At 63.5% G+C, this 26186-nt stretch carries 20 protein-coding genes and 2 pseudogenes; 9 read left to right on the top strand and 13 right to left on the bottom strand.

What is annotated here, in order from left to right; translation table 11 throughout:
• Positions 1-132: 132 nt before the first annotated feature.
• The 9 genes from CU110_RS03480 to CU110_RS03520 form a co-directional block, all read right to left on the bottom strand.
• Positions 133-588: a glycine zipper 2TM domain-containing protein gene (locus CU110_RS03480; protein ID WP_127734559.1), complete on the bottom strand. Its 456-nt coding sequence runs from the start codon at positions 586-588 to the stop codon at positions 133-135.
• Positions 589-597: 9 nt separating this feature from the next.
• Complete coding sequence (gene aceA / locus CU110_RS03485; RefSeq protein WP_077375362.1) at positions 598-1908, bottom strand: isocitrate lyase; 1311 nt, start codon at positions 1906-1908, stop codon at positions 598-600.
• Between the two features lie 452 nt (positions 1909-2360).
• Positions 2361-2792 (bottom strand): GNAT family N-acetyltransferase, encoded by a 432-nt coding sequence (locus CU110_RS03490; protein ID WP_077375356.1) that lies wholly within the window; start codon positions 2790-2792, stop codon positions 2361-2363.
• Entirely contained in the window at positions 2789-4042 is a 1254-nt protein-coding gene (locus CU110_RS03495; RefSeq protein WP_084207975.1) for a cupin domain-containing protein, read from the bottom strand. The genes CU110_RS03490 and CU110_RS03495 overlap by 4 nt, the downstream gene beginning before the upstream one ends.
• Before the next feature lie 113 nt (positions 4043-4155).
• Positions 4156-5523, bottom strand: a complete 1368-nt coding sequence (gene purB, locus CU110_RS03500; protein WP_077375351.1) for an adenylosuccinate lyase — start codon at positions 5521-5523, stop codon at positions 4156-4158.
• A 101-nt stretch (positions 5524-5624) separates the two neighbouring features.
• Positions 5625-6260 (bottom strand): high frequency lysogenization protein HflD, encoded by a 636-nt coding sequence (gene hflD, locus CU110_RS03505; protein ID WP_077375348.1) that lies wholly within the window; start codon positions 6258-6260, stop codon positions 5625-5627.
• Positions 6257-7438, bottom strand: a complete 1182-nt coding sequence (mnmA, locus tag CU110_RS03510; RefSeq protein WP_077375345.1) for a tRNA 2-thiouridine(34) synthase MnmA — start codon at positions 7436-7438, stop codon at positions 6257-6259. Before mnmA ends, hflD begins: the two co-directional genes overlap by 4 nt.
• Before the next feature lie 141 nt (positions 7439-7579).
• Positions 7580-8029 (bottom strand): NUDIX hydrolase, encoded by a 450-nt coding sequence (locus tag CU110_RS03515; RefSeq protein WP_084207976.1) that lies wholly within the window; start codon positions 8027-8029, stop codon positions 7580-7582.
• Positions 8029-8703: a pseudouridine synthase gene (locus tag CU110_RS03520; protein ID WP_127734561.1), complete on the bottom strand. Its 675-nt coding sequence runs from the start codon at positions 8701-8703 to the stop codon at positions 8029-8031. The genes CU110_RS03515 and CU110_RS03520 overlap by 1 nt, the downstream gene beginning before the upstream one ends.
• 100 nt (positions 8704-8803) lie before the next feature.
• On the opposite strand from CU110_RS03520, the gene icd reads away from it, so the two are divergent.
• The 3 genes from icd to clpA all read left to right on the top strand — a co-directional run bounded on the left by icd (position 8804) and on the right by clpA (position 12968).
• A complete protein-coding gene (icd, locus tag CU110_RS03525; protein ID WP_065392420.1) occupies positions 8804-10066 on the top strand; it encodes an NADP-dependent isocitrate dehydrogenase in 1263 nt (420 codons plus the stop codon).
• A gap of 202 nt (positions 10067-10268) precedes the next feature.
• Positions 10269-10670 carry an ATP-dependent Clp protease adapter ClpS gene (gene clpS, locus CU110_RS03530; protein WP_077375336.1) on the top strand — a complete coding sequence of 134 codons (402 nt, stop codon included), beginning with the start codon at positions 10269-10271 and terminating at the stop codon, positions 10668-10670.
• Between the two features lie 33 nt (positions 10671-10703).
• A complete protein-coding gene (gene clpA / locus CU110_RS03535; protein WP_084207978.1) occupies positions 10704-12968 on the top strand; it encodes an ATP-dependent Clp protease ATP-binding subunit ClpA in 2265 nt (754 codons plus the stop codon).
• Positions 12969-13117: 149 nt separating this feature from the next.
• Here the strand turns inward: clpA and infA are convergent, their stop codons facing one another.
• The 3 genes and pseudogenes from infA to aat form a co-directional block, all read right to left on the bottom strand.
• On the bottom strand, positions 13118-13336 hold the full coding sequence (gene infA / locus CU110_RS03540; RefSeq protein ID WP_024953359.1) for a translation initiation factor IF-1: 219 nt from the start codon (positions 13334-13336) through the stop codon (positions 13118-13120).
• Between the two features lie 226 nt (positions 13337-13562).
• Positions 13563-14294 (bottom strand): annotated as a pseudogene (locus tag CU110_RS03545) (arginyltransferase); the annotation flags it as partial.
• 24 nt (positions 14295-14318) lie between these two features.
• Entirely contained in the window at positions 14319-15038 is a 720-nt protein-coding gene (gene aat, locus CU110_RS03550) for a leucyl/phenylalanyl-tRNA--protein transferase (protein WP_127734565.1), read from the bottom strand.
• A gap of 582 nt (positions 15039-15620) precedes the next feature.
• On the opposite strand from aat, the pseudogene CU110_RS03555 reads away from it, so the two are divergent.
• Together CU110_RS03555 and lolA are read left to right on the top strand one after the other, a co-directional pair.
• Positions 15621-18075: pseudogene (locus CU110_RS03555) on the top strand (DNA translocase FtsK 4TM domain-containing protein).
• A 158-nt stretch (positions 18076-18233) separates the two neighbouring features.
• The gene (gene lolA / locus CU110_RS03560; protein ID WP_127736688.1) at positions 18234-18830 is read left to right on the top strand and encodes an outer membrane lipoprotein chaperone LolA; all 597 of its coding nucleotides are present in this window, start codon (positions 18234-18236) and stop codon (positions 18828-18830) included.
• Here the strand turns inward: lolA and CU110_RS03565 are convergent.
• Positions 18814-20175: a replication-associated recombination protein A gene (locus tag CU110_RS03565; protein ID WP_127734567.1), complete on the bottom strand. Its 1362-nt coding sequence runs from the start codon at positions 20173-20175 to the stop codon at positions 18814-18816. The genes lolA and CU110_RS03565 overlap by 17 nt on opposite strands.
• A 312-nt stretch (positions 20176-20487) precedes the next feature.
• Here CU110_RS03565 and CU110_RS03570 point away from each other — a divergent pair, with 312 nt between their 5' ends.
• The 4 genes from CU110_RS03570 to CU110_RS16520 all read left to right on the top strand — a co-directional run bounded on the left by CU110_RS03570 (position 20488) and on the right by CU110_RS16520 (position 26172).
• On the top strand, positions 20488-21036 hold the full coding sequence (locus CU110_RS03570) for a hemerythrin domain-containing protein (RefSeq protein ID WP_077375707.1): 549 nt from the start codon (positions 20488-20490) through the stop codon (positions 21034-21036).
• A gap of 16 nt (positions 21037-21052) precedes the next feature.
• Positions 21053-22522 carry an NAD-dependent succinate-semialdehyde dehydrogenase gene (locus CU110_RS03575; protein WP_077375705.1) on the top strand — a complete coding sequence of 490 codons (1470 nt, stop codon included), beginning with the start codon at positions 21053-21055 and terminating at the stop codon, positions 22520-22522.
• A gap of 75 nt (positions 22523-22597) precedes the next feature.
• Positions 22598-24058, top strand: coding sequence for an aminotransferase (locus CU110_RS03580; RefSeq protein ID WP_084207983.1), 1461 nt, complete (start codon positions 22598-22600; stop codon positions 24056-24058).
• Positions 24059-24060: 2 nt separating this feature from the next.
• Positions 24061-26172 carry a cyclodeaminase gene (locus CU110_RS16520; RefSeq protein WP_240665465.1) on the top strand — a complete coding sequence of 704 codons (2112 nt, stop codon included), beginning with the start codon at positions 24061-24063 and terminating at the stop codon, positions 26170-26172.
• Positions 26173-26186 lie beyond the last annotated feature (14 nt).

Raw genomic sequence — 26186 nt, forward strand, 5'->3', positions numbered from 1 at the left:
CTTTGCACAAAAAATCACGATTTCATAGCCTGTTAATCAATAGATGACCAATGGATCACTCCGTACGGCGCGCCGCTCATGCGTGAGGAAGAGAAAGAGAGAGCAAGGGAAGGGCACCAGCCATCAAGAGGATCAATACGGGGCGACGCTCAGGTTGGCACCGTAGCCGACCAGGCGGACACGCTGGCCAACCGAGAAGGCGGTATCGGCCTTCTGGACGACGATGAGGCTGTCGCCAGCATCGCGACGCACCTCGATCTCGTAGGCGTCGATCTGGTCGACGTTGTCAGCGATCGACTTGCCCGCGACGCTACCGCCGATGGCACCGGCGGCGGTGGCGATCGCGCGGCCGGAACCGCCACCGATCTGGCTGCCGAGCAGGCCGCCGACGACCGCGCCACCCAGGCCGCCAAGCACGCCGCTGCCTTCATCCTGTGCCTGGATCTGCACCGGGCGCAGCGAGGTGATGGTGCCGTAGCTGACGGACTGTGCGCGCTTGGCCTGATCGCCGGTGTAGACGTTGCCGGAATAGATATCGCTGTTCGCGCAGCCACCCAGTGTCAGCAGGCCAATGGCGATCACTGGCAACCAGCGGGATCAGAACTGGTCTTCCTCGGTAGAGCCGGTGAGGGCGGTGACGGAGGAGTTGCCACCCTGGATGACATTGGTCATGTCATCGAAGTAGCCGGTGCCGACTTCCTGCTGGTGTGCCACGAAGGTGTAGCCCTTCTCGGCGGCGGCAAATTCGGCTTCCTGTACCTTCTCGACGTAGTGCTTCATGCCTTCGCCCTGGGCGTAGTCGTAGGCGAGATCGAACATGTTGAACCACATGTTGTGGATGCCGGCCAGGGTGATGAACTGGTACTTGTAGCCCATGTCCGAGAGTTCCTGCTGGAACTTGGCGATGGTGGCGTCGTCGAGGTTCTTCTTCCAGTTGAAGGAAGGCGAGCAGTTGTAGGCCAGCAGCTGATCCGGGTATTCCTTCTTGATCGCTTCCGCGAAGCGGCGTGCTTCCTCGAGGTCCGGCTTGGCCGTCTCGCACCAGATCAGGTCGGCGTAGGGCGCGTAGGCCAGACCGCGTGCGATGGCCTGATCCAGGCCGGCATTGACGCGATAGAAGCCTTCGTCGGAGCGCTCGCCGGTCAGGAACGGCTTGTCGTAGTCGTCGACGTCAGAGGTGATCAGGTCAGCGGCGTTGGCATCGGTACGCGCGATGACCAGCGTCGGCACGCCGGCCACGTCAGCGGCCAGACGCGCGGCGACCAGCTTCTGCACCGCTTCCTGGGTCGGCACCAGCACCTTGCCCCCCATGTGACCACATTTCTTGACCGACGCCAGCTGGTCCTCGAAGTGCACGCCGGAGGCGCCCGCGCGGATCATGGCGGTCATCAGCTCATAGCCGTTGAGTACGCCACCGAAGCCTGCCTCGGCATCCGCCACGATGGGCGCGAAGTAGTCGACGAAGCCGGCATCGCCCGGATTGGCCCCTTTCTGCCATTGGATCTGGTCGGCGCGACGGAAGGTGTTGTTGATGCGCTTGACCACGGTCGGCACGGAATCCACCGGGTAAAGGGATTGATCCGGGTACATGGCCTCGCTGGTATTGTTGTCAGCGGCGACCTGCCAGCCGGACAGGTAGATGGCTTCGATACCGGCCTTCACCTGTTGCATGGCCTGGCCACCGGTCAGGGCGCCAAGACAGTTGACGTAGCCCTTCTTGGCATCACCATTGACCAGTTTCCAGAGCTTTTCGGCACCACGCGTCGCCAGGGTGTTGGCTTCCTGGACGGAGCCGCGCAGGCGCACCACATCCTCGGCGGAATACGGGCGTGTCACGCCTTCCCAACGTGCATTTTCGGCCCAGTCCTTTTCCAGCGCTGCAATCTGTTCGGCACGTGATTGAGTCATGGTGCAGAGTCAGACGCTCGAGCCAGGGCTGCAGGAAGTAGAGGCTGGCCTCCAGGACTGGCACCGTGCAGTTCGCAAGTCTTGCCGTGACGCGGGGAGGGCGGCCATCCGGCGCTCTGAGGCGCGCGATGAGCTCCCCCCAGCAGAGCGCCTCTCGCACACTGCCGATGTGAGCGATATCGAGCCCGGCATGGCGTTCGCCGCGATGCCGCGCGGCGGCCAGCGTCCAGAAGGCCAGCGGGAGGGGGCGTCCGGCGATCATGAGCCCCTTCACGGCTTGCTCGAGCCCGGGTAGCGCGAGTTTTCAATATCATCATCATGTCAGGTTTAATGGGCCCTGGGGAATGATGACTTGGTCACGTTTCACGTTGTAGCCAGACTACAAGATATTTCAAGGCATAAAAAAACCGGCCCCCACAGGGAGCCGGTTTCTGGTGACAAAACGTCGCTTTTCAGTTGAGAATCAAGCGCATGCTGCGGTGCGGTATCCCGGCATCGATGAATTCCTCACCGAAGGCCGTGAAGCCCAGGCGTTGATAGAATTCCAGAGCGTGGATCTGGGCATCGAGCAGTACCTCTGCGTGACCCGCCTGGCGAGCGGCATGAATGGCCGCCTCCATCAGGCGCAGACCAAGCCCCAGCCCCCGTGCCTGGGAGAGCACGGCGACGCGACCGACATGGCCATCCGGCAACAGGCGAGCGGTCCCGACGGCACGCCCTTCAAGGCGTGCCAGGAAATGGACGCACTGCTCGTCGCGGCCGTCCCATTCCTCGTCCTGCGGGACCTGCTGCTCTTCGATGAAGACCACGCGACGGATCTCGCTGGCCTCATCGGCGAGGGTCTGCCAGTCACCGCGTTCCAGACTGATCATGGCGTCACTCATGCGTCATCTTCCTCCTCGTCCTCTTCGTCCTGCAGGTCGCATTCCAGAATCAGACTGCCGCGATTGACCAGCGCCGTGAGCAGGCTGACCACGGCCTTGCGATCAAGGTCGGCCGTCGTGTAGTCAAGCAACACCGCCGTCAGGCGTTCGCTGGAGGCCAGCGCTTCCGCGAGCGCCGGGGTCGCGGGGACGCCATCGCCATCGACGAACAGGGTGCTGGTGTCATTCTCACCGTGACGGAAGGCGAAGCGCGAGCCCAGCGAGCGCACCAGTACGCCTTCATCTTCTAGATACTCGACCAGCTCATGCGTCTTGAGCGCCGGCTCACGGGCGGCGAGCTGCTCCAGATACTTGGGCTGGGTCATGTAGCGACCGAACCACTGGGCCAGCTGGGTCGGGTTGTCCAACGTGCTGAGCAACAGTTCGCGTACGCGCTCGAGCGAGGCGTCGTCCAGCTCGCCGGCATTGGCGACCGGTGCCATGCCCTGGTCACGGTAGCGCAGCGATTCCGGCAGGCTGGCGCCCAGGTAATCGGCATAGGAGGTGACGACTTCATCGGCGGAAGGGGCACGGAAGCCGACCGAGATGGTCATGCAGTCATCGGACTGGCTGACGCCGTGGTGGGCCAGACGCGGCGGCACGTAGAGCATGTCGCCCGGCTCCAGCACCCAATCCTCGCCCGGTGTGACCTCGAAGTGCTTGAGGATGCGCAGGTCGATGCCATCGATGATCTCGGCGTCATCACCGTGCATGCCGCCCAGCTGCCAGTGACGCTGGCCTTGCGCCTGGAGCAGGAAGACATCGTAGTTGTCCAGGTGCGGGCCGACGCTGCCGCCGGTGGGCGCGTAGCTGATCATGATGTCATCGAGGCGCCAGCGCGGCAGGAAGGTGAAGGGCTCGAAGAGGGCAGCGACGTCCGGGACGTAATGGTCCACTGCCTGCACCAGCAGGCTCCACTGGCTGTCGTCCTTGGCATCGAGGCGCGCAAAGGTGGCGTCATCGAAAGGCCCGTGGCTGACCTGCCAGGCCTTGTCGGGACCATGCTCTTCCACCAGGCGTGCCTCGATGCCGTCCTCGCAGGCCAGTCCCGCCAGTTCATCGGCTTCCAGCGGCGTCTCGAAATCCGCGAAGGCGCCGCGAATCAGCAGCGGCTTCTGCTGCCAGTAGTCGCGCAGGAATTCGCGGATGCTCAGGCCGCCCAACAGTGCCAGTGGCGTGTCGGTGTCGTGGGGGGCGGGGGATGTGCTCATGCAGAACCTCTCGAACGTGAGCCGCGGCCCTTGGTGGGCCTGCGCGTGATGCGTAATGCATGACGCCGGAGCAGAGGCCCCGGCGTCATCTGACATGCAGTGCGCAATGTCGCTTAGAGCGCCTTGGCCTGTGCAATGGCGTTGCCGATGTAGCTGGCCGGGCTCAGAGCCTTCAGCTCGGTCTTGACGTCTTCCGGCAGTTCCAGCGTCTCGATGAAGGCGGCGAAACCGGCCTGGTCGATGCGCTTGCCACGGGTCAGCTCCTTGAGCTTTTCGTAGGGCTTCTCGATGCCGTAACGACGCATGACGGTCTGGATCGGCTCGGCCAGCACTTCCCAGCTGTTGTCCAGATCCGCGTTCAGGCGTTCCGGGTTGGCTTCCAGCTTGCTGATGCCCTTCAGGGTCGCCTGGTAGGCGATCAGGCCCTGTGCCAGACCGGTACCGAGATTGCGCAGCACGGTGGAGTCGGTCAGGTCACGCTGCCAGCGGGAGATCGGCAGCTTCTGCGCCAGATGGCCCAGCACGGCGTTGGCGATGCCCAGATTGCCTTCGGAGTTCTCGAAGTCGATCGGGTTGACCTTGTGCGGCATGGTGGAAGAGCCGATCTCGCCGGCCACGGTGCGCTGCTTGAAGTAGCCCAGCGAGATGTAGCCCCAGACATCACGATCGAAGTCGATCAGGATGGTGTTGAAGCGGCAGACGGCATCGAACAGCTCGGCGATGTAGTCGTGCGGCTCGATCTGGGTGGTGTACGGATTGAAGGTCAGGCCGAGGCTCTCGACGAAGGTTTCGGCATTGGCCGCCCAGTCGATGGCCGGGTAGGTGGTCAGGTGGGCGTTGTAGTTGCCCACGGCACCGTTGATCTTGCCGAGCATCTCGATGCGTTCGATCTGCGCCAGCTGACGACGCAGACGCGCGGCGACGTTGGCCATTTCCTTGCCCAGGGTGGTCGGGCTGGCAGTCTGGCCGTGGGTACGCGACAGCATCGGCTGTTCGGCGTGCTGGTGAGCCAGTGCGACGATGGCCTCGGTCACTTCACGCATCTGCGGCAGCAGCACGTTGTCCAGACCGCCACGCAGCATCAGGGCGTGAGACAGGTTGTTGATGTCTTCACTGGTGCAGGCGAAGTGGATGAATTCGGTGACGGCGTTGAGCTCAGCGTTGCCCTCGACCTTCTCCTTCAGGAAGTATTCGACCGCCTTCACGTCGTGATTGGTGGTGCGCTCGATGTCCTTGATGCGCTGGGCATCCTCGACACTGAAGTCGCTGACGATGGCGTCCAGTACGGCGTTGGCTTCCTTCGAGAAAGCCGGCACTTCAGCGATCTCGGCGTGGGCGGCCAGGCGCTGCAGCCAGCGCACCTCGACGGTGACACGGGCACGGATCAGGCCGAATTCACTGAAGTGCTCGCGCAGGGCCTCGGTCTTGGCGCCATAACGGCCATCGACAGGAGACAGAGCGGTGAGGGCGGACAGCTGCATGATGAGAATCTTCCGATGGTGGCAGGACAGGACGTGCTGCCAGTTCAAGTGTCTCGGAACCCGCTTGACGGGTTCCAGCGTTGTTGAAGCGAATTCGGGGTTCAGTCCAGCTGGCGCAGGGATTTCTTGAGCGCGGAGCGCTGGAAGATCAGCTTCCAGCGACGGCCGCCCTGCTGGTCCCACAGCAGCGCGAAGCGTACGCCGGCCAGCAGGGCGCAACGGATGCGCTCTGGCATCATGCGTTGCTGCAGCAGACCGGGATCGCCCTGCACCACGATCCGGTAACGGAAAGTGGAGAGGGTCTGCTGGTAGAGCTCGCCGAGGCTTGCGATCACGTTCTCGTGGGTCGGCCCGAAGTGCTCGGCCTGGCCCTGAATACGCGTCAGGCCTGCCCCCAGCTTGTCCAGCATGTCCGGGTCCTGCTTGAGCTTGCTCATCAGCATCACCAGCGAGAAGCCATAGCGCATCACCACGGGGGAGACCTGACGCCGATCCATCACCGCACTCACGGTGTCGATGCCCAGGCGCAGGCGGTTGTGATGCCCGCCGTAGATGGCCTCGAAGCTTTCCGGGTTGGTGTCCAGAGTGGCGTTGACCAGGGTTTCCCAGGCGCGCTCGTCGCACTGGCCGTGACGGGCGAGCTCATCGACCAGCGCGGCCGCCTGGAAGACGCCCGCCAGCGAAAGCGCCTGGCGGGTGGTGGTATCAGTGACGGGACGGATCGGCACGCTGGTCATTGCGCGGCAGACTCCTCGGGGCCAGAGAGCGGGGCGGCGGCCATGCTGCTGGCCGCTGCCGGAAGTTTCCAGGCGGCATCGATCACGCCGCCACCCAGACAGATGTCGCCGAGATAGAAGACGGCTGACTGACCGGGCGTGACGGCACGTTGTGGCTCATCGAAGCGTACCTCGACACGCTGGCCGTCATTGACGATCAAGGTCGCGGCCTGATCTTCCTGACGGTAGCGATTCTTGCAGCGGATACGCAGTTCGCCGTTGGCATCGGCCGCGGGCGGCTCGCCCGCCACCCAGTCGACGGACTCGGTGCTCAGGACCTGGGTGTAGAGCAGCTCGTGGTGCTTGCCCTGCACGGCGATCAGCACATTGCGCTCCAGATCCTTGGCACAGACGAACCAGGGAGCGTCCGGATGGTTGCGCAGTCCGCCGATGCCCAGGCCCTGGCGCTGGCCGAGGGTGTAGTACATCAGGCCCATGTGCTCGCCGATGACCTCGCCGTCAGGTGTCTCGATCTTGCCCGGCTGGGCCGGCAGGTACTGCTTGAGGAAGTCGGCGAAGCGTCGCTCACCGATGAAGCAGATACCGGTGGAATCCTTCTTGCGCGCGGTGACAAGCTCATGCCTTTCGGCGATGGCCCGCACTTCGTGCTTCTCCAGTTCTCCCACCGGGAACAGGGTACGCGCGATGGCGGACTCCGGCACGGCGTGCAGGAAGTAGCTCTGGTCCTTGTTGGTGTCCAGGCCCTTGAGCAGGCGCGCACGACCGTCACGCACGCCGCCACGCACGTAGTGGCCGGTGGCGATCAGCTCGGCACCCAGCATCTCGGCATACTCGAGGAAGACCTTGAACTTGATCTCCCGATTGCAAAGGATGTCGGGATTCGGCGTGCGACCGGCCTTGTACTCGGCCAGGAAGTGCTCGAAGACATTGTCCCAGTACTCCGCGGCGAAGTTGGCGGTATGCAGCTTGATGCCGAGCTTGTCGCACACGGCCTGGGCATCGGCCAGGTCTTCGATGGCGGTGCAGTATTCGCTGCCGTCATCTTCGTCCCAGTTCTTCATGAACAGGCCTTCGACCTGGTAGCCCTGCTCCATCAACAACAGGGCAGAGACAGAGGAGTCGACACCGCCGGACATGCCGACGATGACCTTGGTTCCGGTACCGGTTTCAGCGGTCATCAGTTCTCTCGTCACCCGCGTGGCCGCGAGTCGTCACAAACAGGGGAGGCGGCGGATACGTCATTCTGGCACCGCTTGATTGACCGCGATTATACCTGAAGGCGTGGGTGGGATTCACCCCGCCTGCAGCCTCTGACGCACTCAATCGTGGATGACGTCGAGCGGGAAGCGCTTGCCACGCAGGCTGTCGCGGATGCGGCGGGTCACCAGCGGGCTGCGCAGACGCCCCATGGCCTCCAGCTGCTCGATTTCCTCGAGAGTCAGCCAGTGGGTCCTGACGATGTCAGGGTCGAGTGGCGTGTTCAGGTGCTCCAGCGCCGCTGCCTCGAAGCCATGCGAGTGGAAATGGGTGCCATCCCCGGCAACGTGCACGTACAGGCCAAGATAGCCTGTCAGCAGGATACGCCAGGCCGTTTCCTCACGTACCTCGCGCTGCACGCCATCAATGATGCGCTCGTGGGGCTCGAGGTGGCCGGCCGGCTGGTTGAACAGCGTCGCGGGGCCGCCCTTGTCCTCTTCGACGATCAGGTAGCGCCCGGCGCGTTCCACGACACAGGCAACGGTGGCATTCGGGGTCCAGCGTGCAGCCATCAGGATTTTCTTCCTTTCTTGTGGGAGGGGGGGCGCGAGGAGGAGGGACGGCCGTTCTTGCGCTCCCCGGAGCCGCCGCCAGCGTTCCTGCCACGAGCGGGCGGGCGCGCCTGGCGTGGCGGCACGGGCATCTCGCCCTCCTCGCTGCGCCACTCGCCGGGTGCCAGGCCATCGAGCTTCCAGGGGCCGATGGCGGCTCGGACAAGGCGCAGTGTCGGCAGACCGACATGTGCGGTCATCCGGCGTACCTGTCGGTTGCGACCCTCGCTGATGATGATCTCGAGCCAGTGGGTGGGAATGCTGGCACGAAAGCGCACGGGAGGTTGCCTTTCTGGCAACGCCGGTGGGTCGATGAGCCTGACCTGGGCCGGTCGGGTCATGCCATCCTTGAGCTCCACGCCGGCTCTCAGCGCGGCGATGGCCTGCTCATCAGGGGCACCTTCCACCTGCACCCAGTAAGTCTTGGGTTGCTTCTTCTTCGGATGTGCGATCTGGTGGGAGAGCGCGCCATCACTGGTGAGCAGCAGCAATCCTTCCGAATCGTAATCGAGGCGTCCGGCGGCATAGACATCCGGCACGTCGATGAAGTCCGCGAGGGTCTGACGGCCCTGATCGCGGTCGGTGAACTGCGTCAGAACGCGGTAGGGCTTGTGTAGCAGATATATGAGAGACATGGTTTAGACTTTTGTCGCGGCTGCCGTATAAGCCTACTGTGAGAAGCGGCACGGGTGCTATACTCGCGCCTCCACTGAATCCATGACAGGGGAGTTATCAATGGGGTTCCAGAAGATTGTCGTCCCGGAAGGCGGTGCCAAGATCACCGCAAATTCCGACAATACCCTCAACGTTCCGAATAATCCGATCATCCCGTTCATCGAAGGCGATGGTATCGGTGTGGACGTGACTCCGGCCATGAAGATTGCCATCGACGCTGCTGTCGAAAAGGCCTATGGCGGTGAGCGCAAGATTCACTGGATGGAAGTCTACGCCGGTGAAAAAGCCACTCACGTCTATGACGCTGACACCTGGCTGCCGGAAGAGACTCTCGAGGCTGTCAAGGATTACGTCGTTTCCATCAAGGGTCCGCTGACCACTCCGGTGGGCGGTGGTATTCGCTCCCTGAACGTCGCGCTGCGTCAGAAGCTTGACCTGTACACCTGCCTGCGCCCGGTGCGCTGGTTCACGGGTGTGCCGAGTCCGGTCAAGAAGCCGGCCGACGTCGACATGGTCATCTTCCGCGAAAACTCCGAAGACATCTACGCAGGTGTCGAATGGAAAGCGGGAACGCCGGAAGCCGACAAGGTCATCAAGTTCCTGCGCGAAGAGATGGGTGTCACCAACATCCGCTTCCCGCAGAACTGCGGTATCGGCGTCAAGCCGGTGTCCGAAGAAGGTACCAAGCGTCTGGTCCGTCAGGCTGTCCAGTACACCATCGACAACGACCGTGAGTCGCTGACCCTGGTGCACAAGGGCAACATCATGAAGTTCACCGAAGGTGCCTTCAAGGACTGGGGCTACGAAATCGTCAAGGACGAGTTCGGCGGCGAGCTGCTGGATGGCGGCCCGTGGATGACCTTCAAGAACCCGAACAACGGCAAGGACATCGTGGTCAAGGACGTCATCGCTGACGCCATGCTCCAGCAGATCCTGCTGCGTCCGGCGGAATACGATGTCATCGCTACCCTGAACCTGAACGGTGACTACCTGTCCGACGCTCTGGCGGCGGAAGTGGGTGGTATCGGTATCGCGCCGGGTGCCAACCTGTCCGACACCGTCGCCATGTTCGAAGCGACTCACGGTACTGCACCGAAGTACGCCGGTCAGGACAAGGTCAACCCGGGCTCCGTCATCCTCTCCGCCGAGATGATGCTGCGTCACATGGGTTGGGTCGAAGCCGCGGATCTCGTGCTGAAAGGCGTCGAGAAGGCCATCGCCAAGGGCGAAGTCACCTATGACTTCCATCGCCTGATGGACGATGCCAAGCTGCTCAAGTGCTCCGAGTTCGGTCAGGCTGTCGCTGACAACATGGATGCCTGAGATCCGACACTTGTCTGATTTCAGAAGAAGGCCCCCGGACGTGTCCGGGGGCCTTCTTGCGTCTGCTTGCATCATGCGCGACATGCCCTCATCTTTTCCTTATCCCATCAACGTCAATGCCCGGCGATGGAAGTGGCCTTCCGTCGTGGCGCGTTGAGGCAATCAGCTTCGCCACTGCTTGTGTTCACCGGATCAGCCCCTTATGTTCAAGACAGACACATCGTGCAGCAGCTTCTCTTTCTCGCAGCTGTTGCGGATCAGGAATCAGGCTCCCTCGGCACAGGAGCCGTCGCACCAGGAGGATCAGGATGGCGATCTGGCGTTCGCTACCGCTGAGCCCGAACTGGCGCCACCGCCCATGTACAAGGTCGTTCTGCACAATGATGACTTCACGCCGATGGATTTCGTCGTGGAGGTGCTGACCACCTTCTTCAACAAGGATCAGGAGCAGGCAGTACAGATCATGCTCGCTGTCCATCATCAGGGAAAAGGAACCTGTGGCATCTTCAGCCGCGACATCGCGGAAACGAAATGCCACCAAGTGAATCAATATGCTCGAGAGTGCCAGCATCCGCTGCTGTGCGACATCGACCGGGCGGAGTGATCCGTCCAAGACGCGGCCTAGAGGGGACTTGCCATGTTGAGCAAAGAACTTGAACTGACCCTGAACACGGCCTTCACCGTGGCACGTTCCAAGCGCCACGAATTCATGACCGTGGAACACCTCCTGCTGGCACTGCTCGACAATGCCTCCGCTTCGGACGTCTTGCGCGCCTGTGGCGCCAATCTGGACAAGTTGCGAGTCGACCTTCAGGACTTCATCAACTCCACCACCCCGCTGATCCCGGAAGAGCAGGAAGACCGCGAGACGCAGCCGACGCTGGGCTTCCAGCGCGTGCTTCAGCGTGCTGTCTTCCATGTCCAATCCTCCGGCAAGAGTGAAGTGACCGGCGCCAACGTGCTGGTGGCCATCTTCTCCGAGCAGGAAAGCCAGGCGGTCTACTTCCTCAAGCAGCAGAATGTCGCGCGGGTCGATGCGGTCAACTACATCGCCCACGGCATTTCCAAGGTGGCGGGTCACACCCAGGCGCCTCAGGCGTCGGTCGAGAGCGAGGAAGGCGAGGAGAGCAGCGGCGAGAGCGGCAACAGCCCGCTGACCAACTACGCCACCAACCTCAACGACCAGGCACGTCTGGGCAAGATCGATCCGCTGATCGGCCGTGATGAAGAACTCGAGCGCGTGGTGCAGATTCTGGTGCGCCGTCGCAAGAACAACCCGCTGCTGGTCGGCGAGGCCGGTGTCGGCAAGACCGCCATCGCGGAAGGTCTCGCCAAGCGAATCGTCGAGGAAGACGTCCCGGAAGTCATCAAGGAAGCCGTCGTCTACTCGCTGGATCTCGGCGCGCTGCTGGCGGGTACCAAGTACCGCGGTGATTTCGAGAAGCGCCTCAAGGCTCTGCTGGCGGAGCTGCGCAAGGAACCGAACTCGATCCTGTTCATCGACGAGATCCACACCGTCATCGGGGCGGGGGCGGCGTCCGGTGGCGTGATGGATGCCTCCAATCTGCTCAAGCCACTGCTGTCTTCCGGTGAGCTGCGCTGTATCGGTTCCACCACCTTCCAGGAATTCCGCGGCATCTTCGAGAAGGACCGTGCGCTGGCACGTCGCTTCCAGAAGGTCGATGTCATGGAGCCGTCGGTGGACGACACCATTCGCATCCTCAAGGGGCTGCGAGGTCGCTTCGAGGAACACCATGCCCTCAAGTACACCGATGCGGCGCTCGAGACGGCGGTGCGACTGGCGGATCGCTACATCAACGATCGTCAGCTGCCCGACAAGGCCATCGATGTGATCGATGAAGCCGGTGCTCACCAGCGTCTGCTGCCCGAGAGCATCCGTGTCGATACCATCGATACCGAGCAGGTCGAGGCGATCGTGGCGTCCATCGCCCGCATTCCGCCGAAGACGGTCTCCAGCTCCGACAAGAAGCTGCTGTCCAATCTCGAGCGTGATCTCAAGATGCTGGTGTTCGGTCAGGACGATGCCATCACCGGCCTTTCGGCAGCCATCAAGCTGTCGCGTGCCGGACTCAAGGCGCCGGACAAGCCGGTGGGCAGCTTCTTGTTCGCTGGGCCGACAGGTGTCGGCAAGACCGAGGTCGCGCGTCAGCTGGCAGCGTTGATGGGGATCGAGCTGGTGCGCTTCGACATGTCCGAGTACATGGAGCGTCACACTGTCTCGCGCCTGATCGGGGCACCGCCGGGCTATGTCGGTTATGACCAGGGCGGGCTTCTGACCGAAGCCATCACCAAGCAGCCGCATTGTGTGCTGTTGCTGGATGAGATCGAGAAGGCACACCCGGAAGTCTTCAACCTGCTGCTGCAGGTGATGGACCACGGCCGCCTGACCGACAACAACGGTCGCGAAGCGGACTTCCGCAACGTCATCCTGGTGATGACCTCCAATGCAGGGGCCGAGCAGGTGGCGCGTCGCTCCATCGGCTTCAAGCATCAGGATCACTCCACCGATGCGATGGAAGTCATTCGCAAGACCTTCTCGCCGGAATTCCGCAACCGTCTGGATGGCATCATCCAGTTCGGCGCGCTGGATCTCGCCGTGGTGCGCAATGTGGTCGACAAGTTCCTGGTCGAACTGCAGGCACAGCTTGACGAGAAACGCGTGCAGCTGGACGTGGCGGATGAAGCGCGAGACCTGCTGGCGACTCTGGGCTATGACCCGGCGATGGGGGCTCGTCCGATGGCGCGCGTCATTCAGGAGAAGCTCAAGAAGCCGTTGGCCGAGATGATCCTGTTCGGTGATCTGTCGGAGTCCGGTGGTATCGTGCATGTCACGGTCGATAACGGCGAACTGCACCTGGAGACCGAGGCTGAAATGGCCTGAGCATGGATGAGCCGCTTGTCCTCATGGGATGGGAGCGAAGGCCAGACGGGCGTTCGGGCTCAGTACGCATCCACGGGGCAAAGCGGCATCATCGGAATACTCTGGCGCGCACCATCGAGACGGTGACCGGCAAGGCAGTCAGACCGTGCTCAGCGCGAACGGTAGACGATACGGCCCTTGGACAGGTCGTAGGGAGTCAGCTCAACCTTGACCTTGTCACCGGTCAGGATGCGGATGTAGTTCTTGCGCATCTTGCCGGAGATGTGTGCGGTCACGATGTGGCCGTTTTCCAGTTCTACACGGAAAGTGGTGTTCGGAAGGGTGTCGACGATGACGCCTTCCATTTCAATATGATCTTCACGCGCCATATAGGCTGATCCTCATCTGATACAGGGAGTAATGCGGTGGGTTCCGAGCCATCCGCGCACAGAAAAGTGCCGGATTCGGGACTTCGATAGGCGATATTGTGCCGCAAGGGCGGCAGCAAGGCAAAGTCGAAGCGAGATTGTACGCTCCTTGAGCGCTCGTGGGCAGGCCGCAGGAGCGATAAAACTTGATGAGGCTCAGGGGGAGGTGAGTATCATGGAAGCTGAAGGGGATCCGACGACGCCAATGGCTGCCATCCAGGTATTCCAACGGTTGGAAATGCTGCTTGTAGTTCATCTTGCGGCAATCCCGTATCCAGTAGCCCAGATAAAGATGCGCCAGAGCCTCCCGGCGCGCCTGCTCTATCTGCCACAGTACGGCGTAGGTGCCGAGGGAGCGCGACTGGAAGGCTTCATCGGGGTCGTAGAAGGTGTAGATGGCGGACAGCCCATGGCTCATGCGATCCATGGCCGCGACCGCCACCAGTCTGCCATCGAGCCGGAAGCTGATCAGGCGTGCATATTCATCGCGTGACGTCAGAAAGGTACGGTATTGCTCGTGGCTTGGCGGGAACATGTCGCCATCGGCGTGACGGCTACGGATATAGTGCGCATACAGACGATAGTGTTCGGGATCGAACAGTGCCGGGCCTTCCTCGATGGTGAGATCGGCATTGCGCTTGAGCAATTTCTTCTGGGTACGGTTGGGCGTGAAGTCGGCGATGGGGACTCGTACCGAGATGCAGGCGCGGCAATCGCCGCAGTGCGGTCGATAGAGGTGTGAGCCGCTGCGACGAAAGCCGAGCAGAGCCAGAGCATCATAGACGCCTGAGTTGGGCGCTTCCTGTGGGTCGAGGAACAGCGTGGTCGCCTGGCGTCCTTCCAGGTAGCTGCAGGCATGGGGCACGGTCAGGAAGAAGCGCAGATCGCGTTGCGGTTGTTTGGGGGTATTGCTGCTCACCTTCGCTTCATCTCCCTCACTGCATCAGTGTGGACGCCCGTGTTTCAAGGGCTCGGTTGTCAGTGACCACTTGCCCTCATGCCCTTCGCCAGTGGCATACTGGTCAAGATAGCTGATGAATTCGCTGCGAGCGATGCTGCAAGCCCCAAGGCTCTCCAGGTGCGGGGTGTGCATCTGGCAATCGATCAGCGGAAAGCCGCGTGCTTCAAGTTCACGGCACAACACGACCAGTGCCATCTTCGAGGCATCCGTGGTGCGAGAGAACATGGACTCACCGAAGAAGACCCGGCCACAGGCCACGCCATACAGGCCGCCTACCAGGCTGTCACCCTGCCAGACCTCGACGCTGTGGGCGTGACCCATGGCATGCAGAGCGATGTAGGCCTGCTGCATTTCTGGCAATATCCATGTGCCGGCCTGCCCCTCACGGGAAATGCTGGCACAGGCATCGATGACGCCGGTAAAGTCGCGGTCGATGCTGAAGTGGAACCCGCCATTGCGCAGGCGTTTGGCCAGACTGCGACGTACGCGCACCTCCTCGGGTCTCAGCACCATGCGCGGGTCTGGCGACCACCACAGTATCGGGTCACCCGGGCTGAACCAGGGAAAGATCCCGCGAGGGTAGGCCGCCAGCAACCACTCGGGGCTGAGGTCGCCGCCCGCGCACAGCAGGCCATCGGGGTCGCTCAGCGCTTCGCTGGCATGCGGGAAGCGTACGGGGGCAGGAGGAAGCCAGGGCAGCATGGGCAGTCTCTTGTTGGATCGTGAACAGCTCAGTGCAATGCGCTCGTGACACCTGGATGTCATGGGCAGACGTGAATCGGCAATTGTGACGTCACTGCCATCGGATGGTTATGATAACCGGCTGAAGGTACATGGAAAATCGCCCACAAGGTGCAAGGGGGATGGCGACTTGACTGCCAAGAGTGCCAGAAAGACAAGTCGGGATCAGGCGAAGCCGGAGACCCGCAGCCGCCGCGCGGCAGCAACACCGAGAAAGCGTGCCCGCCAGAAGGCGGATGCGCCAGGCTTCTTCGCTCGTCTGCGGGGCGCTTCAGCGGCCAGCAAGCCCGCGCCCCGCAAGACGCCCAGAGTCTCGGGCAAGCCCGCGAAGAAGGACACGAGCGCAAGCCCGCGAAGAAGGACACGAGCAGGAATGAACCGCGCGAGATGAGCGCGGCGGCCCTGCGCCGTGAAGAGCGCCAGGCTGAACGCGAGGAGCGCAAGGCCATCCGTGCCGAACGACGCGCGGAAGCCCAGGCTCGCCCGCCTTCACGACTGACGACCACCTTGCAGGGTGTCAGCCGTGAAGGCGTGGTCATCCTCATGCTCAGCCTGTGCGTCTTCATGCTGCTGGCGTTGTTCAGCTACGCGCCGACGGACCCCGGCTGGTCCTACAGCGGTCCTGAGTCGACGACGAGCAACTGGATGGGCAGCATCGGTGCCTGGTTGTCCGACGTCCTGTATTCCCTGTTCGGTGGCAGCGCCCTGTGGTGGCCTGCCATGCTCGGTTTCGGTGCCTGGCGTCTGATGCGTCAACCCAGCACCGAGCTGGTGTGGGACCCGACCACCATCGCGGTGCGTGCCGGCGGGCTCTTCCTGTTGATCATGGCGACTTGCGTGATCGGCGATATCCAGTTCTACAGCCCTGACAGCCAGCTGACCAATGGTGCCGGCGGTATTCTCGGCAAGGGCATCGCAGGAGCGCTCACGCCCTTGATCGGCATGGGCGGCACCGTGCTGGCGTCGCTTGCCAGCTTCCTGTGTGGTTTCACGCTGTTTACCGGCATGTCGTGGCTGACGGTCATGGACGAGCTGGGCAATGGCTGCATGCGCCTTGGCGTCTGGCTGAAGGAGCGACTCAATAGTCGTCGTGATGATGAATACGATGACGATTGGCGGTGACGACGATTTCGCCAATGATCGCAGCACGGATATCCCCTGGCAGACAGCCGAGACCACGCCTTCCGCCAAGGTACCGGGGGCTGCCTACACCGAACGCATGACGGTGCAGAGTGCCACGGTCAACATCGAGGGCGTCGAGCTTGCCAGCGCCGTGCAGGCGGCCGTGGCGTCCCAGGCTGCCGCGGCCCCCGCGACGCCTGAGCGTCCGAGCTGGGCCTATGACGGCGATGAGTCCGGCATGGTGCCGGGCGCCGGGCGACTGGCCACGGCGGAAGATGCGCAGGAAGCGGTACGGGATCCCTCCGGGCCGACTCTCTGGACCGTGGAGCACCTGCAGAGTCAGCGTCACGAAGGCTCGGATCACGAAGAGGCACCGGAGGGCGATCTGCCACAGCTGAGCCTGCTGACGCCCCCGGATGAGCAGAAGCCCAACTACAGCGAAGAAGAACTCGACCAGATGGCCGAGCTGCTGGTGGTGCGTCTGCGCGAGTACGGGGTGAAGGCCGAGGTGGCGGATGTGTGGCCGGGGCCGGTCATCACGCGCTTCGAGATCCAGCCGGCGCCGGGGGTCAAGGCCTCCAAGATCTCCAACCTGTCGACTGACCTGGCGCGCTCACTGCTGGTCAAGAGCGTGCGGGTGGTGGAGGTGATTCCGGGCCGTCCCACGGTCGGCATCGAGATCCCCAACCCCAACCGCGCCATGATCCGTCTGCGCGAAGTGTTCGATTCCGATGCCTACCAGCTGGCGGAATCTCCGGTGACATTGGCACTGGGTCAGGACATCGGTGGCGCACCTGTCGTGGCCAACCTCGGCAAGATGCCGCACCTGCTGGTCGCCGGTACCACCGGCTCGGGCAAGTCGGTCGGCATCAACTCGATGCTGATCTCGATGCTGCTCAAGGCCACGCCAGATGAAGTGCGCATGATCATGGTCGACCCCAAGATGCTGGAGCTGTCGGTCTATGACGGCATCCCGCACCTGCTGGCACCGGTGGTGACGGACATGAAGGAGGCCGCCAATGCCCTGCGCTGGTGTGTCGCCGAGATGGAGCGTCGCTACAAGCTGATGGCCGCCATGGGGGTGCGTAACCTGGCCGGCTTCAATGCCAAGATCGATGAAGCCGAGGCGCATGGCGCCCAGATCGCTGACCCGCTGTGGGAGCCGCAGCCCTGGGAGATGCACCAGCATCCGCCGGTGCTCGCCAAGCTGCCCTACATCGTGGTGGTGATCGACGAGTTTGCCGACATGTTCATGATCGTCGGCAAGAAGGTCGAGGAGCTGATCGCACGTCTGGCCCAGAAGGCGCGTGCCGCGGGGATTCACCTGATTCTGGCCACTCAGCGCCCATCAGTGGACGTGGTGACCGGCTTGATCAAGGCCAACATCCCGACGCGCATGGCCTTCCAGGTCTCTTCCAAGATCGACTCGCGCACCATTCTCGACCAGGGCGGTGCGGAAGATCTGCTGGGCCATGGTGACATGCTCTATCTGCCGGCCGGTGCCGGCATGCCGACGCGTGTCCACGGCGCCTTCGTCGATGATGACGAGGTGCACCGGGTGGTGGATGACTGGAAGCGTCGCGGCACGCCGGAGTATATCGAGGAGATCCTCACCGGCGGCGTGCAGGCGGATGCGCTGGCCGGGCTTGAGGCCGAAGGCGAGGACGGCGATGCCGAGCAGGATGCACTCTACGATGAAGCGGTCGCCTATGTGGTCGAGTCGCGCCGTGCTTCCATCTCCGCCGTGCAGCGGCGCTTCAAGATCGGCTACAACCGTGCCGCGCGGCTGGTCGAGGCCATGGAAATGGCCGGTGTCGTCTCCGCGATGGGCACCAACGGCTCGCGGGAAGTGCTCGCCCCCAACCATAGCGGCTAGTGAAAGACACGAAGGGGAGCTTTTGGCTCCCCTTCGTGTCAAAGACGTCAGATCACCTGTCAGTCCGTCTCATTGCAAGGAGTGTCATGAATACACCGTCACGTTCTTTCGTTTCCTCATTGACCACCCGTCTGGCCAAGGGGCTGGGCGCCGCCTTGATGCTGGGCATGGCCAGCCTGCCGGCCCACGCCGATGACTCCGCCGGAGAGCGTCTTTCTCGCCTGCTGGAGCCCCTCAAGACCTATACCGCCGACTTCGATCAGCAGATTCTCGATGCCTCGGGCCAGCGTCTGCAGGAAGCCCACGGCAAGATGTGGCTGTCACGCCCAGGCAAGTTCCGCTGGAGCGTCGACGCGCCATACCGCCAGGAGGTGGTCTCCGACGGCAAGGAAGTCTATCTGCATGACCCGGATCTGGAGCAGGTCACCGTGCAGCCACTGGATGAGCGCGTGACCCACACGCCGGCACTGCTGCTGTCCGGGCGTTCCAGCGAATTGACCGCCAACTACGATGTCGAGCGCCAGCAGCAGGGGGCCCGCGAGACCTTCACGCTGACGCCCAAGCAGGCCGACACCCTGTTTGAAAGCCTCAAGCTGACCTTCGACGGCGAGCAGCTCGACATGCTGCAGATGGCCGATTCCACCGGCCAGCGTACGGCCATCGATTTCCATGATGTCCAGTACAACCCGAGTCTGGAGGCCAGTCGCTTCGTGTTCCAGATTCCTGAAGGTGCGGATGTCATTCGCGAGCAGTGATCCGGTCGGCGTGGTCATCCAGCTCGCGGCGCCAGCGCTCTATCTCGGCAAAGCGCTTCTCGCCGCCATACTGGGTCGGGCGGTAGAACTGCTGTACCGGCAGTTCCTCGGGCCAGGCGTTGTGCGCCGTGCCGGCGGGATAGCCGTTGGGCTCGTTGTGGGCATAGCGATAGCCTTCGCCCATGCCCAGCTCCTTCATCAGGGTCGTCGGCGCATTGCGCAGATAGACCGGCACCCCGAAATGCGGCTGCTGGCGCACGAAGGCTCTGGCCTCCTTCCACGCCGTGTCGATGGCGTTGCTCTTGGGGGCGATGGCCAGGTGGATCGCCGCATGCGCGATGGCACGTTGGCCCTCGTAGTCGCCCAGACGCAGATAGGCGTCCCAGGCCGCGATGGTCAGCGGCAGGGCACGCGGGTCGGCGTTGCCCACATCCTCGGAGGCAATCGCCGCCAGCCGACGCACCACATCCAGCGGATCCCCACCGCCATCCATGAAGCGCGCCATGTACAGAAGCGCCGCGTCGGGGCGTGAGGAGCGTACCGACTTGTGGATCGCCGACAGCAGGTCGTAATAGTCATCGCCCTGCTTGTCGAAGCTTGAGGCCTGATGGCCCAGCACGGCCTCCAGCGAGCTGTCCTCGAGTATCTCGCGCGTTCCCCCCTGGGCATCTGGCTCACGGCGCACGAAGTCGCAGGCGGTTTCCAGAAGGCCCAGGGCACGACGCGCGTCTCCCGAGGCTGCTCGCGCAATCCGGGTCAGCGTCTCGCGGCTGGCATCGATCTGACGCGTACCGAGGCCATTGACCTCATCGCGCAAGGCACGGGTCAGCACCTCGATCAGATCCTCCTCGTCCAGTGCCTTGAGCACATAGACCCGCGCCCGCGACAGCAGTGCCGAGTTGACCTCGAAGGACGGGTTCTCGGTGGTCGCGCCGATCAGCGTCAGCAGACCCGACTCCACATGCGGCAGCAGGGCGTCCTGCTGACTCTTGTTGAGGCGGTGGATCTCATCGAGAAACATCACCGTCTGGCGCTCGCTGGCCTGATGGTGGCGCGCTCGCTCCACCACCTCGCGGATGTCCTTCACGCCCGCCATCACCGCCGACAGCTGTTCAAGGTGTGCATCACAGCCGTGGGCCAGTATCTCGGCCAGCGTCGTCTTGCCGACGCCCGGCGGCCCCCACAGGATCATCGAGCGCACCACGCCGGATTCCACCATCTGGCGCAGCGGCATGTCAGGCCCGACCAGCGCCGCCTGGCCGATGTAATCTTCCAGCGAGCGCGGTCGCATGCGGTAGGCCAATGGCGCATGGGAATTCGAGGCGGTATCGGCAAAGAGATCCATCGGCGAGTCAGGCTCCGGCAGGCGTGGGCGGGGAATGCGCTCATCATGGCCGATCCCGCAAGCCTGTACAAATCAGCAGGGCTGGCGCGGCCTGCCAACGGCATCAGGCCATCCGTGACTTCTTCACGGACTGTCATGTTTTCCTGACAGCATGCCTCGCGCATTCAGGCAATCCCGCCCAACGTCTAACGGGCGCTCATGGGATGTGTCCTACACTTCAGGATGACGACATTGCTACATTCGGTAGCAATGCCCGAGGCGGCAGCGCTGTCTGCCAGCATCGGCCACCTGTTCCGTCAGGAGGAGGAAGTCATGCCCAATGTGACTCAGCTGCGCCAGGACCACGCCAACATGGCGCGTCTATTGCACGTGCTCTCGCATCGCCACAGGACACTGGTCAGTGGCGAACGCCCGGACTTTCGCATGATGCGGGAAGTGGTGGATTACATTCTCGATTACATGCAGGGCTTCATCATTCCGCTGGAGCGTCAATGCACGCAGATGTTGTGCGAGCGCTCCGAGGATGCCTCACCCCTGTGTCAGCGGCTCATCCAGCAGTATCACACTCTGCACGGCCGTCTCTCCAAGCTGTCCGACAATCTCGACAGCATCCTGATGGATCAGATCATACCGATGGATCAGTTCATCCATGATCTGCGCGACTATGTCGAAGCGCATCGTGACTACCTGCGTGCCGAGCGTACCGAGCTGTTTCCGCTGATGCGGGACAATCTCAGTGATGAGGAATGGCAGCAGCTGACCGACGCCATCCCGCATGCCCGTGCAGAGCTTGAGCGTCTGCAGGAAGCCTATCCGGAACTCTACGCCGAGCTGACCGAAAGTGAGGTCGTGACCGCCTGATCCCGCCAGCGATGGCATGGCACTGGAAGACCCGCGACTGTTTCGTCAGCTTGCCTACGTGAACGGCTGCTGGGTGCATGGTGAGGCAGGCCGTGAGGAAGCGGTCTTCGACCCCGCCACCGGCGAGCGCCTCGGTCAGGTGCCGTGGCTCGAGTCCACGCAGATCGATGCTGCCATTGCCGCGGCCGATGAGGCCCAGCGGGAATGGCGCAAGCTGCGGGCGGACCAGCGCGGCGAGCTGCTGGATGCCTGGTATGACCTCATCCGCGCCCACAAGCAGGATCTCGCCATGCTGATGACCCGTGAGCAGGGCAAGTCACTGGACGATGCCCGTGGCGAGGTGGAATACGGCGCAAGCTTCGTTCACTGGTTCGCCGAGGAGGGCAGCCGTGCCTTCGGCGAGACCATCCCCAGTCATATCCCGAATGCCGCGCTGGGCACCGTGCGTGAACCCATCGGCGTGGCCGCGCTGATCACGCCGTGGAACTTCCCGCTGGCGATGATCACCCGCAAGGCCGCCGCCGCGCTGGCGGCCGGCTGCACGGTGCTGGTCAAGCCCGCCGGCGAGACCCCGTTCTCGGCGCTGGCGCTGGCGGAGCTTGCCGAGCGTGCCGGGATTCCCGCCGGTGTCTTCAGTGTCATTACCGGCGAGGCCGCGGAAGTCTCGAAGCAGCTGTGTGATGACCCGCGTGTCGCCGGGCTCTCGTTCACCGGCTCCACCCGAGTGGGGCGTCTGCTGCTTTCCCAGTGCGCCGACAGCGTCAAGCGCGTCTCGCTGGAGCTGGGCGGCAATGCGCCCTTCATCGTCGGGCCGGACATGGACCCCGAGGAGGCGGCGCGTGCCGCCGTCGATGCCAAGTTCCAGACCTCCGGTCAGGACTGTCTCGCCGCCAATCGCATCCTGGTGCACGACAGCCTGTATGAGGATTTCCTGAGCCACTTCGTGCGCCTCATGAAGCAGCTCAAGGTCGGCAATGGGCTGGTCTCGGGTATCGACATGGGGCCGCTGATCCACCGTGACGCCGTGGCCAAGGCGCAGACCATCGTCGATGACGCCGTCGAGCAGGGCGCGCGGCTGATCCACGGCGATCAGAGCATGGCTCCCGGCCCCAACTTCTTCATGCCGGTGCTGCTGGCGGATGTCACGCCGAGCATGCGCGCCTGGCGCGAGGAGACCTTCTCGCCGGTGGCCGGCGTGACGGCCTGGCACGATGAGGAAGAGGTGATCGCGATGGCCAACGACACCGAATACGGCCTGGCCGCCTACGTCTACACCCACGACATTCGCCGCGTCTGGCAGCTGATGCGCGGCCTGCGCTTCGGCATGGTCTCGGTCAACTCGGTGAAGATGACCGGTGCGCCGATTCCCTTCGGCGGCGTCAAGCAATCCGGTCTCGGGCGCGAAGGGGGTCGCCAGGGGCTGGAGGAATATCTGGATATCAAGTACTACTGCCTGGGTGGGATGGAAAGCGCCTCCGGGAGTTGAGACGGGCATCATTCATTGTCACGGGCGGTCAGGGCCACGGCGCGATCGCCCCTTGTGGACCATTCGGAGAGTCACATGAGCACCGATAACACCCAACGCCAGTCTGTCGGCTTCGATGACAGCATCAGCACCGACGAGCTGATTCGCCGTGACCGCAAGGTCACCTTCCATGCCTCCACCCACCTGCGTGATTTCGCCCAGGGCGATCTGCCGGGCCGCGTGATCACCGGCGGCGAAGGCATCCGCATCCGTGAGCGCGACGGGCGTGAGCTGATCGACGGCTTCGCCGGCCTCTACTGCGTCAACATCGGTTACGGGCGCACGGAAGTCGCCGATGCCATTCACGAGCAGGCCCTCAAGCTCAGCTATTACCACACCTATGTCGGCCACTCGAACGAGCCGCAGATCGCGCTGTCCGAGAAGATTCTCGAACTGGCCGGGCCTGACATGTCCAAGGTCTACTACGGCATGTCCGGCAGCGATGCCAACGAGACCCAGCTCAAGCTGGTGCGTTACTACCACAACGTGATCGGCAAGCCGGAGAAGAAGAAGGTCATCTCGCGCTGGCGCGGCTATCACGGCTCCGGCATCGCCTCAGGCTCTCTGACCGGCCTGGCGGCCTTCCATGATCACTTCGATCTGCCGATCGCCGGCATCCTGCATACCGAAGCGCCGGACTACTACCGTCGTCCCGCGGAATGCGCCGAGATGAGCGAGCGTGAATTCTCCGCCTGGTGTGCCGACAAGCTCGAGGCGATGATCCAGGCCGAAGGGCCGGAGACCGTCGGCGCCTTCATCGGCGAGCCGGTGCTGGGCACCGGCGGCATCGTGCCACCGCCGGAGGGCTACTGGGACGCCATCCAGGCCGTGCTCAAGCGCCACGACATCCTGTTGATCTGTGACGAGGTGGTGTGCGGCTTCGGGCGCATCGGCAGCCAGTTCGGCTACCAGCACTTCGGCATCAAGCCGGACCTGGTCACCATCGCCAAGGGCCTGACCAGCGCCTATCAGCCGCTGTCCGGGGTCATCGTCGGCGACCGCGTGTGGAAGGTGCTGGAGCAGGGCACCGGGGAATTCGGCCCCATCGGCCACGGCTGGACCTACTCCGGCCACGCGCTGGGCGCAGCGGCAGGTGTCGCCAACCTGGAGATCATCCGTCGTGAGGGGCTGGTGGACAACGCCCGCGATACCGGCGCCTATCTGCAGAAGGCCATGAAGGCAGCCTTCGCCGATCACCCCATCGTCGGCGACGTGCGTGGCATCGGCCTGCTGGCGGCGCTGGAGTTCTCACCGCAGCCGTCAGAGCGCAAGGCGTTCGATTCCGCACTCAAGGTCGGCCCGCGCATCTCGGCGGCGGCACTCGAGGAAGGGCTGATCGCCCGCGGCATGCCCCAGGGCGACATCCTCGGCTTCGCACCGCCGCTGGTGATCACCCCCGAGGAGATCGATGACATCATCGCCCGCGCGCGCCGCGCCGTGGACAAGGTGCATCAGGAGCTTCTCGACAACGGTGATCTGGCCTCTGGTGACAAGTAGGCATGGTATTGACCCTACCCCCGCTCAAGCATCCACGGGAAACGCCGCTGGCGCTGGCTGATATCCATGCCGCGCGCCAGCGGCTGTTTCATTCATCGACGGCCACCGGTGTCGAGCGTACGGCGCTGGTGCCATCCCCGGCACTGTCACGACGCTTCGATGCCGAGATCCTGCTCAAGCTGGAAACCCGTCAGCCCACCGGCGCCTTCAAGCTGCGTGGTGCCAGCAACCTGCTGGCGGCCGTGGCCGAGCAGTCGTCGGGGGATGCCGTGACGCGCCTGGCGCGCGGCGTGACCACTGCCTCCACCGGCAATCACGGTCGGGCGCTGGCCTATGCCGCGATGCGCCGTGGCCTGAAGGCCATCATCTGTCTCTCCGAGCAGGTACCCGCCAACAAGGTACGGGCCATCGAGGCGCTGGGCGAACTGGGCGGTGCCTCCGGCGGCAGCGTCGAGGTACGCCGTGTCGGCCGCAGTCAGGACGAGGCCTTTCGGGAAGTCCATCGGCTGGTCGAGGAGGAGGGCATGCTGGCGGTGCCGCCCTTCGATGACCCGCTCATCGCGGCCGGTCAGGGCACCATCGGGCTGGAGCTGCTGGAGGATTGCCCGTCGCTTGATCATGTGCTGATCGGGCTCTCCGGCGGTGGACTGCTCGGCGGTATCGGGGCGGCGCTCAAGGCGATTCGCCCCGAGACCCAGGTGCATGGCATCAGCCTCACCGAGGGCGCCGCCATGTGGCACAGCCTGCAGGCGGGCGCCCCGGTGGAGGTGGAGGAGGTCGCAAGCCTCGCCGATTCACTGGGCGGCGGCATTGGCCTGGACAACCACACCACGCTGCCGCTGGTGCATCGCGTGATGGATCACCACCATCAGGTCAGCGAGCGCGCCATCGCCCGCGCCATGCTGATGCTGCTGGAGGAAGAGAAGCTTCTGGTGGAGGGCGCTGCGGTGGTCGGGCTTGCCGCACTCGAGGCCTCGCGGCGAGGCGAGACCGACCCCGCGCTCGCCGAGTCGATCCGTGGCCAGCGCGTCGCGCTGATCATCAGCGGCAACGGCGTCAGCCTGGAAACGCTCGATCAGGCCAGAGCGCTGCTGGCAGACGCTCAGACCCCCGGAGGAGGACGCATGACGGAACCGACTCAGGACAGCATGCAGAGTTATTCACGCGAACAGATCGCCGAGGTCGTGGGGCTGGATACCACTGCACTCAAGGCCATTCGTGATGCCTTCATCGCGTTGGGGCAGGGCAAGGTGGTGCAGCCGCCGATCCTGTCGATGGCCATCGAGGAGGCCAACGGCGAAGTGGACGTCAAGACGGCCCACATCCAGGGGCTCAAGCACTTCGCGATCAAGATCAGCCCCGGCTTCTTCAACAATCCCGCCCGCGGCCTGCCGAGTCTCAATGGCCTGATGGTGGTGTTCTCCGCCGAGACGGGCCTTGCCGAGGCGCTGCTCAATGATGGCGGCTACCTGACGGCGGTGAGAACCGCGCTGGCCGGCGCCGTGGCCGCCGACGCCCTGTCTTGCCCGGACAGCAAGCGGGTCGCGCTGATCGGGGCCGGTGAGCAGGCCGGCCTGCAGCTGGAGGCCTTGCGGCTGGTGCGCGACATCGAGAGTGTCGATGTCTGGGCGCGGGACAAGCAGCGTGCCGAGACCTTCGCGCGGGAGACGGAGGAGCGCCTGGGGCTGACGGTGCGCAGTCATGACAGCCTGCATGCGGTCTGCCAGAACGCCGATATCATCGTCACCGCCACCCCCTCGCGAACGCCGCTGCTGGACTACTCGATGCTGCCGGAGGGCGTGCATGTCACCGCGATGGGCTCCGACAGCCCCGAGAAGCGTGAGCTGGAAGCCGATGTGCTCCTCGAGTGCGATCATTTCGTGTGTGATACCCGCGCCCAGTCCGAGACCAACGGCGAGCTGAAAGGGCTGGAGGCCGAGCAGGCCAGATCACGTGACGTGCATGAGCTGGGCCGTCTGCTGGCTGAGGGGCGTGATCTGCGTTCAGGCGGGTCGGCTCCTGATACCTGCATCACGGTGGCGGATCTCACCGGTACCGGCGTGCAGGATACGGCCATCGCCAGCCTGGCGCTCTCGCGGCTCGTCCGGCGTTAGGTGACGGCAGGAAG

Origin of the sequence: Cobetia sp. ICG0124 (genome assembly GCF_004006355.1) — a bacterium.
GTDB classification, from domain to species: Bacteria; Pseudomonadota; Gammaproteobacteria; order Pseudomonadales; family Halomonadaceae; genus Cobetia; species Cobetia marina.

Bases quoted from the DNA above. Each gene is read 5' to 3' on its own strand.
- aceA (WP_077375362.1), bottom strand. From the start codon at position 1,908: ATGACTCAATCACGTGCCGAACAGATTGCAGCGCTGGAAAAGGACTGG.
- CU110_RS03490 (WP_077375356.1), bottom strand. From the start codon at position 2,792: ATGAGTGACGCCATGATCAGTCTGGAACGCGGTGACTGGCAGACCCTC.
- CU110_RS03495 (WP_084207975.1), bottom strand. From the start codon at position 4,042: ATGAGCACATCCCCCGCCCCCCACGACACCGACACGCCACTGGCACTG.
- purB (WP_077375351.1), bottom strand. From the start codon at position 5,523: ATGCAGCTGTCCGCCCTCACCGCTCTGTCTCCTGTCGATGGCCGTTAT.
- hflD (WP_077375348.1), bottom strand. From the start codon at position 6,260: ATGACCAGCGTGCCGATCCGTCCCGTCACTGATACCACCACCCGCCAG.
- mnmA (WP_077375345.1), bottom strand. From the start codon at position 7,438: ATGACCGCTGAAACCGGTACCGGAACCAAGGTCATCGTCGGCATGTCC.
- CU110_RS03515 (WP_084207976.1), bottom strand. From the start codon at position 8,029: ATGGCTGCACGCTGGACCCCGAATGCCACCGTTGCCTGTGTCGTGGAA.
- CU110_RS03520 (WP_127734561.1), bottom strand. From the start codon at position 8,703: ATGTCTCTCATATATCTGCTACACAAGCCCTACCGCGTTCTGACGCAG.
- icd (WP_065392420.1), top strand. From the start codon at position 8,804: ATGGGGTTCCAGAAGATTGTCGTCCCGGAAGGCGGTGCCAAGATCACC.
- clpS (WP_077375336.1), top strand. From the start codon at position 10,269: ATGTTCAAGACAGACACATCGTGCAGCAGCTTCTCTTTCTCGCAGCTG.
- clpA (WP_084207978.1), top strand. From the start codon at position 10,704: ATGTTGAGCAAAGAACTTGAACTGACCCTGAACACGGCCTTCACCGTG.
- infA (WP_024953359.1), bottom strand. From the start codon at position 13,336: ATGGCGCGTGAAGATCATATTGAAATGGAAGGCGTCATCGTCGACACC.
- aat (WP_127734565.1), bottom strand. From the start codon at position 15,038: ATGCTGCCCTGGCTTCCTCCTGCCCCCGTACGCTTCCCGCATGCCAGC.
- lolA (WP_127736688.1), top strand. From the start codon at position 18,234: ATGCTGGGCATGGCCAGCCTGCCGGCCCACGCCGATGACTCCGCCGGA.
- CU110_RS03565 (WP_127734567.1), bottom strand. From the start codon at position 20,175: ATGGATCTCTTTGCCGATACCGCCTCGAATTCCCATGCGCCATTGGCC.
- CU110_RS03570 (WP_077375707.1), top strand. From the start codon at position 20,488: ATGCCCAATGTGACTCAGCTGCGCCAGGACCACGCCAACATGGCGCGT.
- CU110_RS03575 (WP_077375705.1), top strand. From the start codon at position 21,053: ATGGCACTGGAAGACCCGCGACTGTTTCGTCAGCTTGCCTACGTGAAC.
- CU110_RS03580 (WP_084207983.1), top strand. From the start codon at position 22,598: ATGAGCACCGATAACACCCAACGCCAGTCTGTCGGCTTCGATGACAGC.
- CU110_RS16520 (WP_240665465.1), top strand. From the start codon at position 24,061: ATGGTATTGACCCTACCCCCGCTCAAGCATCCACGGGAAACGCCGCTG.